Raw genomic sequence first — 14,509 nt, forward strand, 5'->3', positions numbered from 1 at the left:
CGTGGACGACAAGGATCATTGGACCCACGAGCCGAACACAGCCGGCCTGCAGCGAGATGCACCGGTCGGCCGCGCATGCCAGAACATCGAAAGCTGGCCAAAACGCGCAGCCAACGACCGCGTATACATGCGCCGCAGCAGGAGGCGAACCGCCACGGATTGGGTCCCCGCTCAGGCCTTTCCGTAACGCCGATAATCCACATTATGTCAAGTAACGGCTCGGCTGGGGCATCCATCCTGTCCCCTGACGGCCGGGACTTCAGAGACGTGCTGCCCAGGGCCAGATTGCGCTGAAGCGCGGGCGGCGGCGTCTTGAAGAGCACAGCGCCGTCGGTATTTGGACGGTCGCACGTCAGCGGAACCGGGCGAAGACGCGGACGGGACCTGATTCGAAATCCGATCCCTCGGTCAGTCCCATGGATTGGTAGAAGGCGCGTTGCCGAGGTTCATCATCGGTGATGAGCACCGTTTGCCGAACGTGCCGGTACCGCTCTTCTATGTGGGTGAAAAGGGCGCGCCCGACGCCAGTTCCCTGAAAGGCCGGGTGCACCAGGATGTCTTGCCCGCGTGCCCCGGCTTCGGCGTAAAAAGTCTTCACCTCGGTTCGGGGCCCGGTTTCGGCAGGCCCTTACCGTCCGCTCGAGGCACCCATGCGTCGCTGAAGCGGGCCAGAAGAGGACCTGCGACCGCCAGGATCATCACATATGCTGCGGCGATGGGCCCCACCACTGTGTAGCCTGCCGCAACCGCCAGACCGGCAATGACGACGGAAAACTCACCCCGGGTGACCAGGGCGGCCCCCGCCCGGAGCCGTCCACGCTGCCGCACGCCTTCCTTTCCTGCTGCCCACCAGCCTGTACCCAGTTTCGTAGCAGCGGTCACGACGGACAACAGCAGGGCTGCCGGCAGGATGGGCCACATATCCGCAGCATCGATGGCCAGGCCGAAGGTCACAAAGAAGATCGCAGCAAAGAGGTCGCGCAGCGGGCTCAAAACGTGCCGGGCACGGTCGGCAAAGTGCTGAGGAATCGCTATGCCCACCAGGAACGCGCCGACTGCTGCGCTGGCGCCCATACCCTCGGCCACTCCGGCAACGGCCAATGTAATGCCGAGGAGGCGCAACATGACCTGTTCATTCTGGGGATGAGACAACAGACGTCCCATCCGATACCCGGCCTTGCGTGCCGCGACAAGGGCGAGTGTCACAGCGCTTGCGGCCAGGGCGACTCCCCCGGCTGCCTGCCAGGCTCCGCCGCCGGCAAGGACCACCACCAGGATGGGCAGGAACAGTGCCATGGCCATGTCTTCCAGGACCAGTATCGACAGCACCGCCGGCGTCTCCCGATTTCCCAAGCGGCCCAGGTCATCAAGCAACCTGGCGATAATGCCGGACGAGGATATCCAGGTGACTCCCCCAAGCGCCAAAGCCGCCTGCCACGGCAGCTGCAGCACCAGTCCCAGCAGGAATCCAGGTACCGCGTTCAGCAGGAAATCGATCAAACCCGAGACACGATGCCGCTTGAGGCTGTACATCAGCTCGGCCGCGGAGAACTCGAGTCCCAGCAGGAGCAGCAAAAGGACAATGCCGATCTCCCCCGCGGTTTCCACGAAGGGCCCCGCGGCATGCACCGGCAGCAGTCCGTCCTCTCCGAACGGCAAGCCGGAAAGGAGGTAAAACGGGACCGGTGATAGGCCAAGCCTGTGGGCCAGAAGCCCGAGCCCGGATAGGACGGTGAACAGCACTCCCAGTTCGATCAGGAGGAGCGACAGGTGTGTCACGTTCAGGTGGCGGTCGGCGCATTGATGAGGGCTTCAAGTGCGGCGAGCCCGTCGGCCGACCCCAGGGCTATCAGGTCATCGTTGGCCAGGAGTTGCTCTTGCGGGGTCGGGCCCGTGATCACGCGCTCTCCACGTATGATCGCCACGATTGAGCACCCCGTCCGGCTGCGGGCCTTGCTGTCACCCAGCGCCCGGCCCGCATACGGTGAGTCGGGCCGAACGGTGAAGCGGCTGGTTTCCAATCCCGGGACCTCCCTGGAAAGGTCCGCAAAGCGCTGCGTGATCCGGGGCGCGCCCAAGAGCTCGGCCAGCTGTAACGCTTCTTCCGGTTCCAATTGGAGCTTGCTGATTGCCCGGTCCGGATCGGCCTCGTCAAAGGTAAGGATGTCGGCCCCGCCATTCCGGTCTATCACGAGGGAAAAATTGACGTTGGTCCTCGTCTTGAGGTCATAACGCATGCCGACGCCGGGGAGCATGGTTTCGACGATTTCCACAGCACGATCCTAGGGTGAGGGCCGATATACGCCGGCTCACAACGGCACAGACCCCGGGGCGGCAAAGCGGCCTTGCGAAGATCAGGCCGTGGGATTCTGATCGGTTGCGGGCCCTGCCGGAGGTGCATGCGCGCCTCCGTGACGGCTACGGTATCCCGTTTTGCGCCCCGGCGGGACCCCTGAATGTGGTCATGACCGCGGGCGAACCTGATCAACAGGCGTGAACGTGCCGCGTCCGGCCCCCCAAGGAATGTCCGGCGGGCCGCGACGGTCTTTCGCCAAGCCCGCCTGTGGTGAACACTAAACAGCATGCGAACCTTTGGCGTGGAGGAAGAGCTGCTCCTGGTGGACGCCAAGACCGGCGCCCTGGCCTCCGTCTCAGAACAACTGCTCCGGGGGCAGGGAGAGCCTGCGACGTTGGATACACCTCGGGATACGGCGTCCCGCAGAGGCTACAAGGGCAGCCTGATGTCGGAGGTCAAGCAGGAACAGCTCGAAGCGGTGTCCGCTCCGTACAAGGATTTGCAGGAGCTGGCAGCGGGTATCAGGGCCGGGCGCGCCGAGGCTGACCGACAGGCGCGGCGTTTTGGCGCCAGGGCTGCAGCATTGGGCACCTATCCCCTGCCCGCCACTACCAGCCTCGTGCCGCGCCCGCGATACCAGGCCATGGAAGCCCGGTTCGGTCTGACGCTGCACGAACAGCTGACGTGCGGTTTCCACGTGCACGTTTCGGTTGCCTCCGATGAGGAAGCCGTTGCCGTGCTTGACCGGATCCGGGTCTGGCTGCCGGTCCTGCTAGCGCTGAGCACCAACTCCCCCTTTTGGCAGGGCGTGGACAGTGGCTACGCCAGCTTCCGCTACCAGGTCTGGAAACGGTGGCCCACCGCCGGGCCGACCGGCATCTTCGGCTCCCCCGCTGCCTACCACCAACTGTTGGGGATGCTGCTCGAGTGCGACGTGCTGCTGGATAAGGGCATGATCTATTTCGACGCGCGGCTCGGTCAACGGCATCCCACGGTCGAAATACGCGTGGCCGATGTCTGCCTGCAAGCGGAACAAGCTGCCGCCGTGGCCGCCTTGTGCCGGGCGCTGGTAGAGACGGCTGCCCGCCAATGGAGCGACGGCAGCCCGCCGCCTCCGGTACCGGCAGAGCTGCTGCGTCTTGCGTCCTGGCGGGCCAGCAGGTCAGGACTGGAAGACGAACTGCTCCACCCGTTGAAGAGCGACCGCACCCCGGCCCGAAACGTGGTCAGCGCCCTGCTCGAACACGTCGGCCCCGTGCTGGCGGAAACGGACGATCTGGAACCCATACAGGTCGTCGTCGACGGAATCCTTCGCGACGGCACCGGCGCGGCAAGGCAGCGGAGAGTCCTCGCGCGCCAGCACAGACTCACCGACGTCGTCTTCGACGCAGTCAGGAACACGCACCTGCCGGCCGGCATCCTGTGAGCACCCGGCCGGCGGCAGCGGACAGAAAGGGCTCGCGGCGGACAAGGCGCTAGCCGGCGTCGTAGGCGCGCTGCAGTTCGGCGATGTCGATCTTCCGCATCTGCAGCATGGCTTCCATGGCACGTTGGGCCTTCTGCGCATCCGGTCCCCCGATCAGCAGCGGCAGCACCGAGGGAATGATTTGCCAGGACAATCCGTACTTGTCCTTGAGCCATCCGCATTGGCTCTCGGCACCGCCGTCGGCGGTCAGGGCGTCCCAGAGCCGGTCGACCTCCGCCTGGTCCTCGCAATCCACCTGCAGGGACACGGCCTCATTAAACGTGAACTGGGCTCCCCCGTTCAGGGCCGTGAAGGACTGGCCGTCCAACTCGAACTCTACGGTCAGCACCTGGCCTTCCATCCCGGGACCGCTCTCGCCGTAATGCGTTACGTCCAGGATCTTCGAGTTCTTGAACAGCTGGACATAGAACTGTGCCGCCTCTTCGGCTTCGCTGTCGAACCACAGGCATGGCGTGATCTTCTGCATGATGGGCTCCTCCCCTGCGTCAGGCGTACCAGAACCGCCCCTCGAACGTCCATGAATCGGGTGTTCAACGTGAACCGGGCACCCACCGGCAGCCAAACATTATGCCTCCGGCTCAGCCGGGGGCACCGGCCAGCACCGGGGCCGTGGCGTCCCTGCCACCCGGGTCTATCACCTGCAGGCGGCACCCCTCCCCTTCGGGCGCCGCATAACCGGGAAGCTGCTTGCTTTCACTGCAGCGGTGAAGCTCTTCCAGCGCGGCAGCTTCAATCCGGGCATGCTGAAGGTTGATGGTGACGCCCCGACCGGGCGCAAGGGCGCTGGTGCGGCGAACCAACGAATACAGCGCCACGATGTTTCGGGTTGTCACGTGCCCGCGCACTTCGATATTGGCGGATTCCCGATCGATATCCAGCCGGACGACCACTCGCAGTTTGGGATCCATGCTTTGTCCCCTCAAGAGTTCCCCATGGCCGCTCCTTGACCGGTGATCATCATAAGAGGCCGAATGTGGCGTGGGCAACAGACCGCGGGCAATATTTCGTGGGGACGGAACACGGGCCCAGCAGGGGCGGCGGCAGCACCGGGCGGGACCGTGGTTTTTGTTACGGACTGCGCGCCGCTGGCCTGGCGCCGCCGCCTTGGCCCGGGAATGCCGAGCCCGCCTGCGCTCAGCGCAGGAGAACCGCGATGCCGGTAGCGGCCGCGGCCCACAGCACGCTCGCGAAGGTGCCCAGGATAAATCGCTCGGCCGCTCCGGACTGACCGAGTTCGGAATACCGACCCAGGCCTTTCACCGCGAGGACGACTGCCAATCCTTCCGGCCACTCGGCCAGCAGGGTGGCCGCGATGGCCGTCCGCTCGAGCACCCCGATCCAGGCCCCTCCGCGGAGCACCGGGGATGCTTCGGGGTCGGTGTGGTTGTCAGGGTGCGAGGCATTGAACGACAACCGCAGGATGGTCACGGTGGCCGGGCCACCGCCGATCGCGGCGGCCGCCACGCCCAGCGCATAGGCTGCCGGGCCTAGACCGCCCGACCCCAGGACCGCCAACAATGCCGCAATGCCCAGGAGCAACAGCGATACGGCGCTGGCGGCGTACAGCCAGCGGTTGCCCCGGCCCTGGAACCGCTCGAAGTACATGGGCGCCGCCACGGCCGCGGCCACGCAGAGCGTGAGCAGTGCGATGACGCTCATCGGTCGGCCCCTTCCAGCAACGCTTGGGCCGCCAACCGTGCGCGTCGCCACTCGGGCCAGAGCCCACTGTGCAGCCTGCTGGAGACGGCCTGCTGGGTGATCCCCAGCCGGTCGGCAATTTGCTGTTGGGTCAGTCCTTCATCACTGAGCAACCCGGCTTCCGTCGCCTGCCTGCTGCGCTTCCGTGCCACTGATACCAGCAACTGCAGCACCGCTTCGGCATGGCCGGCCTCCTCGCGGGCACCGGAGACGGCGACGTTGCCGGGCGATGTCTTGGCCGCGGTCACCGCTTCGCGCGCGCGCTCGAAGGCCTCGCCGGAACCCGCGCGGGTAGACTCCGGGAGCGGGGTGACGACCCCGCCCACGCCTATTCCCACGCTCCAGTGGTTGCTGACCGCCAGGTCCAGGGCAAGATCAGCCGCGACGGCCGGGTCGGCGACCACCGCCTGCATCTCGTCGCCGGCGGTGCGTTCGAAACCGCGCACCAGCGGACGGGACGGGTCGTCATTCAGGGCGCCGAGCGCGCCCTCGACGAGGTCCACGTGGCGCCGGGAGCGCCGCTGATCGACCGTCAACACATACATACAAATCCGCTTCCTTGTTGCTCAAGCGACAAGTATGCAGGGTTGTGGGCACGGGTGCAACCTTAATCCGCCTGCTCGTGGCTGACCAACCCCACGAGATTGCCTTCCGAGTCGCGGATGAAGCCCATCCATTCATCCATGCCGGCAGGTCCCAAGGCACCATCGGCATGCCGGAAAATGATGTGTGGTTCTTCGGCAACCGGTATTCCCCGGGCGCGCAGTTCCTCGACCCGGTCCCGCACCGAGTCGACCTGCAGATACAACAGGGCGGCCGGCGCGCCCACCTCCAGCAGCAGCCGCACGCCGTCGAGATCGAAGAACACCAGGCCCGGAGGGTCGAAGACCCCGGCCGGCGGATAACCGAGCAGGTCGGTGTAGAAAGCGGTGGCCCGCTCGAGCTCGTGCACACCGAGCGCGACCTGTGCCAACTTCATGGCTTCCGCTCCTCCCCATCCGCCGCGGGCTTCGGCCCCTGACCAGCCGACCGGCTTCGGCCCCTGACCCGTCGCCAGGGACCCGACCGGCTCGTCCTCGAATCGTACGCCCGTGCCTGCCCGATAGTGTGGAGGGGTGACTGAAACATCGCCCCGGCTCCGCGCGGGCATCCCGTTGGTGGCAGCATCGCTCGCCCTGGACCTGGCCGCCATCGTCATTTTTGCGGCGGCGGGCCGAAACACGCACGAACACGGAATGGCGCTGGCCGGAATCCTGATCACCGCGAGCCCGTTCCTGGCCGGGGCCCTCGTAGGCTGGCTGGCCTCGCGCGCCTGGCGCCGGCCGGCCGCCCTCTGGCCGACCGGAGTCGCGGTCTGGCTGGCCGCAGTGGCCCTGGGGCTCGCCCTTCGCGGCCTCGCGGGCGGCGGGCTCGCGCCGTCCTTCCAGATCGTGGCCTTCCTGGTGCTCGGCGCCCTGCTGTTGGGGTGGCGCGCGGCCGCCGCACTGTTCATCAAACTACGTTTCGCCCGACGGGTGGAATAACCTCGGACATAGGGAAGAACACCCAGTTCCAGCAGAAAGGCAGTGCAGTGGCTACAGCATTCGTTCTCATCCGCACCGATGCGACCCGGATTCCGGAGTGCGCCCAGGAGATCTCCGAGATAGAGGGCATCAGCGAGGTCTATTCGGTCACCGGGGAATGGGATTTGATCGCCGTCGCACGGGTCGCCAAGCACGACGAGCTGGCCGATGTCATCGCCGACCGGCTCTCGAAGGTCCAGGGCGTTCAGGCAACGACCACTCACATCGCCTTCCGCGCTTATTCCAAGCACGACCTGGATGCAGCCTTCTCGCTCGGGTTCGAGCACTAGGCTCCACGGCCCAGGCGGAGTGCCCCGGACATTTTGTCCGGGGCGCTCCTTGTTAATTGTTCTTAATTGTTAAGCTGTTGCGGCCCACGCGCGGGCCGGGAAGTCAGCGGGTAGCGTCGATCCAGCGCTGCAGCGCCTCGGCCGCGGCACCGCTGTCGATGGCTTCCTCGGCCCGTTCCAAACCGGCGGCCAGCCGCTCCAGCAGCGGAGCGTCGGCTGTTGCATCGTTGGCCACCAGGGCGGCGGCTGCGTTGAGGACGACGGCGTCGCGCACCGGCCCCTTGTCCCCCGCGAGCACGCGGCGCACCACTTCGGCATTCGCGGCGGCGTCCCCGCCGCGCAGGTCGTCCAGCGTGGCCCGGGGGATGCCGAGGTCCAGCGGGTCCAGGTCGTGTTCCGTCACGGCGCCGCCGCGCACCTCCCATACCGACGAGGGGCCCGTGGTGGTCAGCTCGTCCAGGCCGTCCCCGCCGCGGAAGACGAGTGCGCGGATGCCCCGGGCGGCCAGCACGCCGGCGATGAGCGGCGCCAGCCGGGCATCGGCAACGCCGATGGCCGCCGCCGTGGGATTCGCCGGGTTGGTCATCGGACCCATGAAATTGAAGGCGGTGGCCACCCCGAGTTCCGCGCGCACCGCGCCCGCATAACGCATGGAGGGGTGGAACACCTGCGCGAAGCAAAACGTGATCCCCGCTTCGACGGCGGTCTGCGCCACGCGGTCCACCGGGAGGTCCAGGCGCACGCCCAGGGCTTCGATCACATCGGCCGAACCGGACGACGACGACGCGGCGCGGTTTCCGTGCTTGACGATCCGGGCCCCGGCCCCCGCGCACACCAGGGCGGCCATGGACGAGATGTTGACGGTGTTCTGCCGGTCCCCGCCGGTACCGACGATGTCCAGCTTCTCCCCCGGGATGTCAATCGGCCGGGCGTTGCCGACCATGGCCTCCACCAGGCCGGTCAGCTCGTCGACCGTCTCCCCCTTCGCCCGCAGCGCGACCAGGAAGCCGGCCATCTGCGCGTCGGAGGCCCCGCCGGACATGATTGTGTTCATCGCCCACTGGGTTTGGGCCGCCGTGAGGTCCTGCCGGGAGATCAGGGCAGAGATCAGTTCAGGCCAGGTGGGTGTGTTCTGAGCGTTGGGTTCGGTCGTCACTTCACTAGGTTATCTACGTTTTGTAGAAACTTCCGGATTGTTAACTTCCGCGCCGTTCCGCGGAATCCGGCGCTTCAGGAACCGGAACGCGGCGCCACGCGTTCAAATGCATTGGTGAAGTGGGCAGATTTATAGACATAATGGCCTTGTGACAACTGCAACCCAAGCCCCCAGTACCCCGGCGCATCCAACGCTGAATCGCCCCAACCTGGTTTCCGTCGGAACCGTTGTGTGGCTCTCCAGCGAGCTGATGTTCTTCGCCGGCCTTTTCGCTATGTACTTCACCCTCCGCGCCACCTCCGGCGAGATGTGGGCGATGGAAACCGAGAAGTTGAATGTTCCGTTTGCGCTGGCCAACACCATCGTTCTGGTGTCCAGTTCCTTCACCTGCCAGTACGGCGTCTTCGCCGCAGAGCGCTTGCAGGCCCGCCGCTCCGGCGGGCTCTTCAATGTCGCCAAGTGGGGCATGGTCGAATGGTTCCTGCTGACATTCATCCTCGGCGCCATCTTCGTCTCCGTCCAGGCCTACGAATACGCGATGCTCGTCTCCGAAGGCGTCTCGATGTCCTCGAACTCCTACGGTTCGGCGTTCTACATCACCACCGGCTTCCACGGCCTCCACGTCACAGGCGGCCTCATCGCTTTCCTGCTGATCATCGGCCGCGCCTACGTCGCCAAGAAGTTCGGCCATTTCGAAGCCACATCGGCCATCGTCACGTCGTACTACTGGCACTTCGTCGACGTCGTGTGGATCGCTCTCTTCATCATCATCTACTTCCTTAAGTAGACGGCCGGAAGGTCCGCGCCTCGCTGCGAACCGAGCCAGCCGAACATCTACGCACACGCACCGCAAAGTTAGGAACCAACAAGTGAAGGCACTCTCCCAGAGACGACGACATCCCCTGGCGGCCGTTGCCCTGCTGCTCATGGGATTGCTCGTCACCGGCGGACTGTACGCCGTTGCCGGGAACGTCAACGAGGCCAAGGCCCAAACCACCACCTTTTCCGCGCAGGACATCGAAGAGGGCGAGAAGCTCTTCGTGGCCAACTGCGCAACTTGTCACGGAATCGGTGCTGTCGGGGCCCCGGAGGGTGCGCACGGCAACCAGGCCGGTCCGTCGCTGATCGGCGTCGGCGCCGCAGCCGTGGACTTCCAGGTAGGAACCGGCCGCATGCCCATGCAGATGTCCGGCCCCCAGGCACTGGAAAAGCCGAACCAGTTCAACGAAGAGCAGACCATGCAGCTGGCGGCCTACGTAGCCTCCCTCGGCGCCGGTCCCGCAATTCCGGCGGATGAATTCCTCGACGTCTCCCAGGGTGATCCTGCGGCCGGCGGTGAGATCTTCCGGGTCAACTGCGCCATGTGCCACAACGCTGCCGCAGCAGGTGGTGCCCTGACGCGCGGCAAGTTCGCGCCGGCGCTTAGCGGCGTCAGCGAAGCGCACATCTACGAAGCCATGGCCACCGGTCCGCAGAACATGCCGGTGTTCAGCGACGCGAACATCTCCCCGGAGGAGAAGCGCGACGTCATCGCCTTCCTGAAGACCATCGAAGAGCAGCCCTCCCCCGGCGGGATCTCGCTTGGCGGGCTCGGCCCCGTGTCCGAGGGCCTGCTGATGTGGACGCTTGGATTGGGCGTGGTCATCGCGTTCACCATTTGGCTGACCCAGCGGTCTTCCTAACCTTCGCTTCCGGCGGCCCAACGGGCCGCCGGAGAAGCGCCAACAGTCATTAATGAGTTTTGAACTATTTAGAGAAGGATGAGAGGGATCATGGGCGACCATAGTCACGGCAGTCCGAACACCTCGGGCACCGTTGCTACGGCTGGTCAGAGCGACGTGGAGAAGTTTCAGGATCCTGGACTCCCCCCGCACCGCCCGCGCCGTGCCGACAAAGATCCCCGGGCGGAAAAGCGAGCCGAACGCCAGGTTGCGATACTCTTCGTAATCTCCATCATCGGCACCGTACTTTTCTTCGTCGGGTACTTTGGCATCCGCTTGGATGACACCACCGCAACGCTGCGACTGCAGAACTTCACCCTCGGCATGGGCACCGCTTTTGCCATGCTGGGCATTGGCGTGGGCATTGTCCACTGGGCCAAGACCCTCATGCCGGACCACGAGATCGTCGAAGAGCGCCACGAGGTCCGCACCGAGGAAGACCGCAAGGACGCCGAGCAGATCATCGGCCAGGTCCTGGACGAGTCCGGCATCTCCCGCCGCCCGCTGATCCGCAACACTCTGATCGGCGCCGGCGTGCTGGCGATCCTGCCGGCCATCGGCATCTTCCGCGACCTGTCCAAGGACCTGAACCCTGAGGTGCTGCGGCATACCATGTGGGACGCAGGCGTCCGGTTGACCCGCGACCCCAGCGGCACCCCGATCAAGGCCTCGGATGTCACCATTGGTTCCGCGTTCCACGTCATCCCCGAGGGGCTCAACGAGGCCGAGCACAAGCTCGAGGAGAAGGCCAAGGCCGTCGTCCTCCTGATGCGCCTGAATCCCGACGTCCTCCAGATCTCCCCAGGCCGCGAAGACTGGAACTACAATGGCATCGTTGCGTACTCAAAGATCTGTACCCACGTTGGCTGCCCGGTGGCGCTGTACGAACAGCACACGCACCACCTGCTCTGCCCTTGTCACCAGTCGACCTTCGATGCCGCCCAGGAATGCAAGGTAGTGTTCGGCCCGGCCGCGCACGCCCTTCCCCAGCTGCCGATCAGCGTCGACGACGAGGGCTACCTGATCGCCACGAGCGATTTCCATGAACCTGTCGGACCGAGCTACTGGGAGCGTGGCTAAGCATGAGCGCTTCAACTGATACCTACGTACCCAAGACGCGGGTCGGGCGGATCACCAACTTCGTCGATACCCGCGTCGGCGGTTCGGGGATCGTCAAGGAATTCGGTCGGAAGATCTTCCCCGACCACTGGTCCTTCATGTTCGGCGAAGTGGCGCTGTACTCCTTCGTCATCCTGCTGCTCACCGGAACGTTCCTGACGTTCTTCTTCGATCCTTCGATGGCCGAGACGCACTACGACGGACCGTACGTGCCGCTCAAGGGCGTCGAAATGTCCGTCGCCTACCAGTCCACCCTGGAGATCTCGTTCGAGGTCCGCGGCGGCCTGTTCATGCGTCAGCTGCACCACTGGTCTGCGCTGCTGTTCGTTGCCTCGGTCTCGTTCCACATGCTGCGCGTGTTCTTCACCGGCGCGTTCCGCCGCCCGCGTGAGCTGAACTGGGTTGTCGGCTGCGTCCTGTTGATCCTGGCCCTGGCAGCCGGCTTCACCGGCTACTCCCTGCCGGACGACCTGCTCTCCGGTAACGGCCTGCGCATCATCGACGGCGTGATCAAGGCAATCCCCTTGGTTGGTACCTACATATCGCTGTTGCTGTTCGGCGGCGAGTTCCCGGGTACGGACATCGTGGGCCGCCTGTACGTGCTCCACATCCTGCTGGTCCCGGCCTTGATCCTCCTGATGATCGCCGTCCACCTGTTCATGGTTGTCGTGCACAAGCACACCCAGTACCCCGGCCCCGGCCGTTCCGAGACCAACGTCGTCGGCTTCCCGATCGGCCCGGTCTACGCGGCCAAGGCAGGCGGTTTCTTCTTCGTTGTCTTCGGCATCCTGGCCGTCATTGCCGCGAACTTCCAGATCCTGGCGATTTGGGACTACGGCCCCTACGACCCCTCCCCCGTCTCGGCCGGTACCCAGCCTGACTGGTACATCGGCTGGGTGGACGGCGCGCTGCGTCTGATGCCCGGTGTGGGCGAGTTCGTGATCTTCGGCCGGACCATTTCGCTGAACGTGCTCATCCCGGCCCTCGGCCCGGCGGCCCTGCTGTTCACCGTGATGTTCGCTTGGCCGTGGATCGAAAGCTGGGTGACCAAGGACACCCGCGAGCACCACATCCTGGACCGCCCGCGCAACGTCCCGTTCCGCACCGCCACCGGCGTCGCCGGCATCGTCTTCTACTCGGTGATGTGGGCAGCTGCCAGCTCCGACTTGATCGCCACGCACTTCCACGTGTCGCTCAACGACGTGACGTACTGGCTGCGCGCCCTGTTCTTCCTGGGCCCGATCCTCGGCTTCATCGTCACGCGCCGCATTTGCCTGGCGCTGCAGCGCAAGGACCGCGAGATCGCCCTCCATGGCCGGGAGACCGGACGCATTGTCCGCCTGCCGCATGGCGAGTTCATCGAGGTCCACGAGCCGCTGAACGAGTACAAGCAGTACCGGCTGGTCAGCTACGAGTCGCCCGAGGTAATCCCGGCGCAGCCGAACAGGGCCGGGCACATCAAGCGCTCCGAGAAGCTGCGCGGTGCCCTGTCCCGGTTCTTCTTCGAAGACCGTGTGGCACCGGTTACCCCGGCCGAGCTGGAGGCTGCACACAGCCACCACGCCGAGGTCGAGGCACCCGCCGAGAAGGCGGAAGTCACCGCCCGCTAAGGCAATATCCACATAGAGAAATGGCCCCGGACCTGGTCCGGGGCCATTTCTCTATGTCTCACCCCTTTGCTTCACCGCGGTGGGGCACCCTGCGTATACCGGGCGGGACGGGCTCTCACGGCGACCACGGGCGGCACGCGGCCGCACGGCTAACGCGCTCCCCCGGCGCAGCAGTAGCTCTGGGCCCGGCCGGCGGCGCCGTTTGCGGCCGAGACGGCCTTCAGCAGCGCCGTACAGCCGTTAGAAGCGCTTGACGTTGTAGGAACGCGGCGCACGTCCCCCGGGCCGTTGCAGCGGCACCCACAGCTTGTACCGGTCCGCGCGGTAATACGAGATCGAGAAGTCGACCATGGTTTTGGAGACGTAGGCATGCCGCTGGATCTTCAGCAGCGGCGATCCGATGTCCACGCTCAGGAGCCGCGCGATGGAGGGCTGGGCCGCGGTCGCCTCAATCGTGTCCTCGCCCCACTCCATGATGAGTCCGTATCGTTCGCTCAAGACGTTGTACAGCGACGACGGCGGGCCCTCGTCGAGGATCCCCGGCACGCGCTGAGCTGGAATGAAGTTTTCGTCCACGCTCATCGGTTCGGCGTCCGCCAGCAGCAGGCGGCGGAAGCGCACCACTGGCTGCCCCTCCTCGATCTGCAGCTCGCGGGCCACCAGCGGGGTGGCGCCGATCTGCTCGAAGCTGAGGACGCGGGCATCGGGAACCATGCCGCGGCGTTGCATCTCTTCGCTGTAGGAGGTGAGCTTGACCTGCAGGTCCAGCTTCGGCTGCCGCACAAACGTTCCCAGGCCGACAATCCGTTCGAGCACCTGTTCGGCGACCAGAGAGTCGATCGCCTGGCGCACGGTCATCCTCGCCACGCCGAAGCGTTCGGCCAGCTCCCTCTCCGAGGGAAAAGCGGCCCCGGGTTCGCAGCGCTCCTGGGCATGCCTGCGCAAAATGTCCCTGAGCTGGACGTGCTTGGCGGTACGGGAGGAGCCATCGAGCCCACCCTCGATCGCTGCGGCGTTCACGGACATGCGGCCTCCTGCTCAGCCGGTTGGATTCCCTTTCATCCTATCCGGTCTAGACCAGCGTCGCCGCGCCCGGCCGCCCGGCGTGGACGACGAAAGGGTCCGGAACCCTGACGGTTCCGGACCCTTTCGTCGTGTAGCTGCGGGAATCAGTGCGCGTGGTCCCCGCGGCTGTATTCGTAGACCCAGCCGATGATGGCCACCGTGGTCAGGCCAACGGCGATGTAGACGATCCACCAGCCGACCGCCAGGCCCATGAACCCAGTGGCGGCACCGAGACCGAGCACGATCGGCCACCAGCTCCACGGGCTGAACATGCCCTGCTCGCCGGCACCCTCATGGATTTCGGCGTCGACCCGGTCCTCCGGACGGGCACCGATGCGCCGCGCCGTAAACCAGAGGTAACCGCCGATCATCAGGGACAATCCGGCCGTCAGGTACAGCGCCAGCCAGCCGACGGGCTCTTCCCAGTTCCCCATGTAGCCGTAGACGGTGGCAACGAGGGCGAAGAACGGCGCAAGCGCAATGAATAGCCAGGCTTCAATCTTCAC

18 protein-coding genes are annotated in these 14,509 nt (G+C 65.6%); 7 read left to right on the plus strand and 11 right to left on the minus strand.

Features of this window, described 5'->3' with window-relative positions:
• Positions 1-352 precede the first annotated feature (352 nt).
• The 3 genes from AC5RWG_RS01845 to AC5RWG_RS01855 are packed head-to-tail and all read right to left on the minus strand — an operon-like array spanning position 353 to position 2,273.
• On the minus strand, positions 353-598 hold the full coding sequence (locus tag AC5RWG_RS01845) for a GNAT family N-acetyltransferase (RefSeq protein WP_494166307.1): 246 nt from the start codon (positions 596-598) through the stop codon (positions 353-355).
• On the minus strand, positions 595-1,779 hold the full coding sequence (locus AC5RWG_RS01850; protein WP_494166308.1) for a cation:proton antiporter: 1,185 nt from the start codon (positions 1,777-1,779) through the stop codon (positions 595-597). The genes AC5RWG_RS01845 and AC5RWG_RS01850 overlap by 4 nt, the downstream gene beginning before the upstream one ends.
• A 2-nt stretch (positions 1,780-1,781) precedes the next feature.
• Positions 1,782-2,273 carry a cation:proton antiporter regulatory subunit gene (locus AC5RWG_RS01855; RefSeq protein ID WP_493999740.1) on the minus strand — a complete coding sequence of 164 codons (492 nt, stop codon included), beginning with the start codon at positions 2,271-2,273 and terminating at the stop codon, positions 1,782-1,784.
• Positions 2,274-2,582: 309 nt separating this feature from the next.
• Here AC5RWG_RS01855 and AC5RWG_RS01860 point away from each other — a divergent pair, with 309 nt between their 5' ends.
• Entirely contained in the window at positions 2,583-3,722 is a 1,140-nt protein-coding gene (locus tag AC5RWG_RS01860) for a glutamate--cysteine ligase (RefSeq protein ID WP_494166309.1), read from the plus strand.
• Positions 3,723-3,771: 49 nt separating this feature from the next.
• On the opposite strand, the gene AC5RWG_RS01865 is transcribed toward AC5RWG_RS01860, so the two are convergent.
• The 5 genes from AC5RWG_RS01865 to AC5RWG_RS01885 all read right to left on the minus strand — a co-directional run bounded on the left by AC5RWG_RS01865 (position 3,772) and on the right by AC5RWG_RS01885 (position 6,459).
• Complete coding sequence (locus AC5RWG_RS01865; RefSeq protein WP_494166310.1) at positions 3,772-4,248, minus strand: VOC family protein; 477 nt, start codon at positions 4,246-4,248, stop codon at positions 3,772-3,774.
• 112 nt (positions 4,249-4,360) lie between these two features.
• Positions 4,361-4,690, minus strand: coding sequence for a hypothetical protein (locus tag AC5RWG_RS01870; protein ID WP_494014006.1), 330 nt, complete (start codon positions 4,688-4,690; stop codon positions 4,361-4,363).
• Between the two features lie 226 nt (positions 4,691-4,916).
• Entirely contained in the window at positions 4,917-5,441 is a 525-nt protein-coding gene (locus AC5RWG_RS01875; protein ID WP_494166311.1) for a hypothetical protein, read from the minus strand.
• On the minus strand, positions 5,438-6,025 hold the full coding sequence (locus tag AC5RWG_RS01880; RefSeq protein WP_494023067.1) for a sigma factor-like helix-turn-helix DNA-binding protein: 588 nt from the start codon (positions 6,023-6,025) through the stop codon (positions 5,438-5,440). Before AC5RWG_RS01880 ends, AC5RWG_RS01875 begins: the two co-directional genes overlap by 4 nt.
• 62 nt (positions 6,026-6,087) lie before the next feature.
• Positions 6,088-6,459 carry a VOC family protein gene (locus tag AC5RWG_RS01885; RefSeq protein WP_494166312.1) on the minus strand — a complete coding sequence of 124 codons (372 nt, stop codon included), beginning with the start codon at positions 6,457-6,459 and terminating at the stop codon, positions 6,088-6,090.
• 136 nt (positions 6,460-6,595) lie between these two features.
• Between AC5RWG_RS01885 and AC5RWG_RS01890 the strand changes: the two genes are divergently transcribed.
• Positions 6,596-7,003, plus strand: a complete 408-nt coding sequence (locus AC5RWG_RS01890; protein ID WP_494166313.1) for a DUF3054 domain-containing protein — start codon at positions 6,596-6,598, stop codon at positions 7,001-7,003.
• A gap of 47 nt (positions 7,004-7,050) precedes the next feature.
• Positions 7,051-7,332, plus strand: coding sequence for an Lrp/AsnC family transcriptional regulator (locus AC5RWG_RS01895; protein ID WP_493978425.1), 282 nt, complete (start codon positions 7,051-7,053; stop codon positions 7,330-7,332).
• Positions 7,333-7,435: 103 nt separating this feature from the next.
• Here AC5RWG_RS01895 and trpD read toward each other — a convergent pair whose 3' ends face one another.
• Complete coding sequence (gene trpD, locus AC5RWG_RS01900) at positions 7,436-8,488, minus strand: anthranilate phosphoribosyltransferase (RefSeq protein WP_494025926.1); 1,053 nt, start codon at positions 8,486-8,488, stop codon at positions 7,436-7,438.
• A 148-nt stretch (positions 8,489-8,636) separates the two neighbouring features.
• On the opposite strand from trpD, the gene ctaE reads away from it, so the two are divergent.
• From ctaE to qcrB, 4 genes are all read left to right on the plus strand, one after another.
• Positions 8,637-9,275 (plus strand): aa3-type cytochrome oxidase subunit III, encoded by a 639-nt coding sequence (gene ctaE / locus AC5RWG_RS01905; RefSeq protein WP_494166314.1) that lies wholly within the window; start codon positions 8,637-8,639, stop codon positions 9,273-9,275.
• An 82-nt stretch (positions 9,276-9,357) separates the two neighbouring features.
• The gene (qcrC, locus tag AC5RWG_RS01910; RefSeq protein WP_493999750.1) at positions 9,358-10,170 is read left to right on the plus strand and encodes a cytochrome bc1 complex diheme cytochrome c subunit; all 813 of its coding nucleotides are present in this window, start codon (positions 9,358-9,360) and stop codon (positions 10,168-10,170) included.
• Positions 10,171-10,260: 90 nt separating this feature from the next.
• Positions 10,261-11,289 (plus strand): cytochrome bc1 complex Rieske iron-sulfur subunit, encoded by a 1,029-nt coding sequence (gene qcrA, locus AC5RWG_RS01915; RefSeq protein ID WP_494166315.1) that lies wholly within the window; start codon positions 10,261-10,263, stop codon positions 11,287-11,289.
• A 2-nt stretch (positions 11,290-11,291) separates the two neighbouring features.
• A complete protein-coding gene (gene qcrB, locus AC5RWG_RS01920; protein ID WP_493999751.1) occupies positions 11,292-12,938 on the plus strand; it encodes a cytochrome bc1 complex cytochrome b subunit in 1,647 nt (548 codons plus the stop codon).
• A 240-nt stretch (positions 12,939-13,178) separates the two neighbouring features.
• Here the strand turns inward: qcrB and AC5RWG_RS01925 are convergent, their stop codons facing one another.
• Together AC5RWG_RS01925 and AC5RWG_RS01930 are read right to left on the minus strand one after the other, a co-directional pair.
• Positions 13,179-13,964 carry a GntR family transcriptional regulator gene (locus AC5RWG_RS01925; protein WP_493999752.1) on the minus strand — a complete coding sequence of 262 codons (786 nt, stop codon included), beginning with the start codon at positions 13,962-13,964 and terminating at the stop codon, positions 13,179-13,181.
• A gap of 143 nt (positions 13,965-14,107) precedes the next feature.
• Positions 14,108-14,509 (minus strand): cytochrome c oxidase subunit 4, encoded by a 402-nt coding sequence (locus AC5RWG_RS01930; RefSeq protein WP_493999753.1) that lies wholly within the window; start codon positions 14,507-14,509, stop codon positions 14,108-14,110.

It is taken from the genome of Arthrobacter sp. Y3221160 (genome assembly GCF_059092585.1).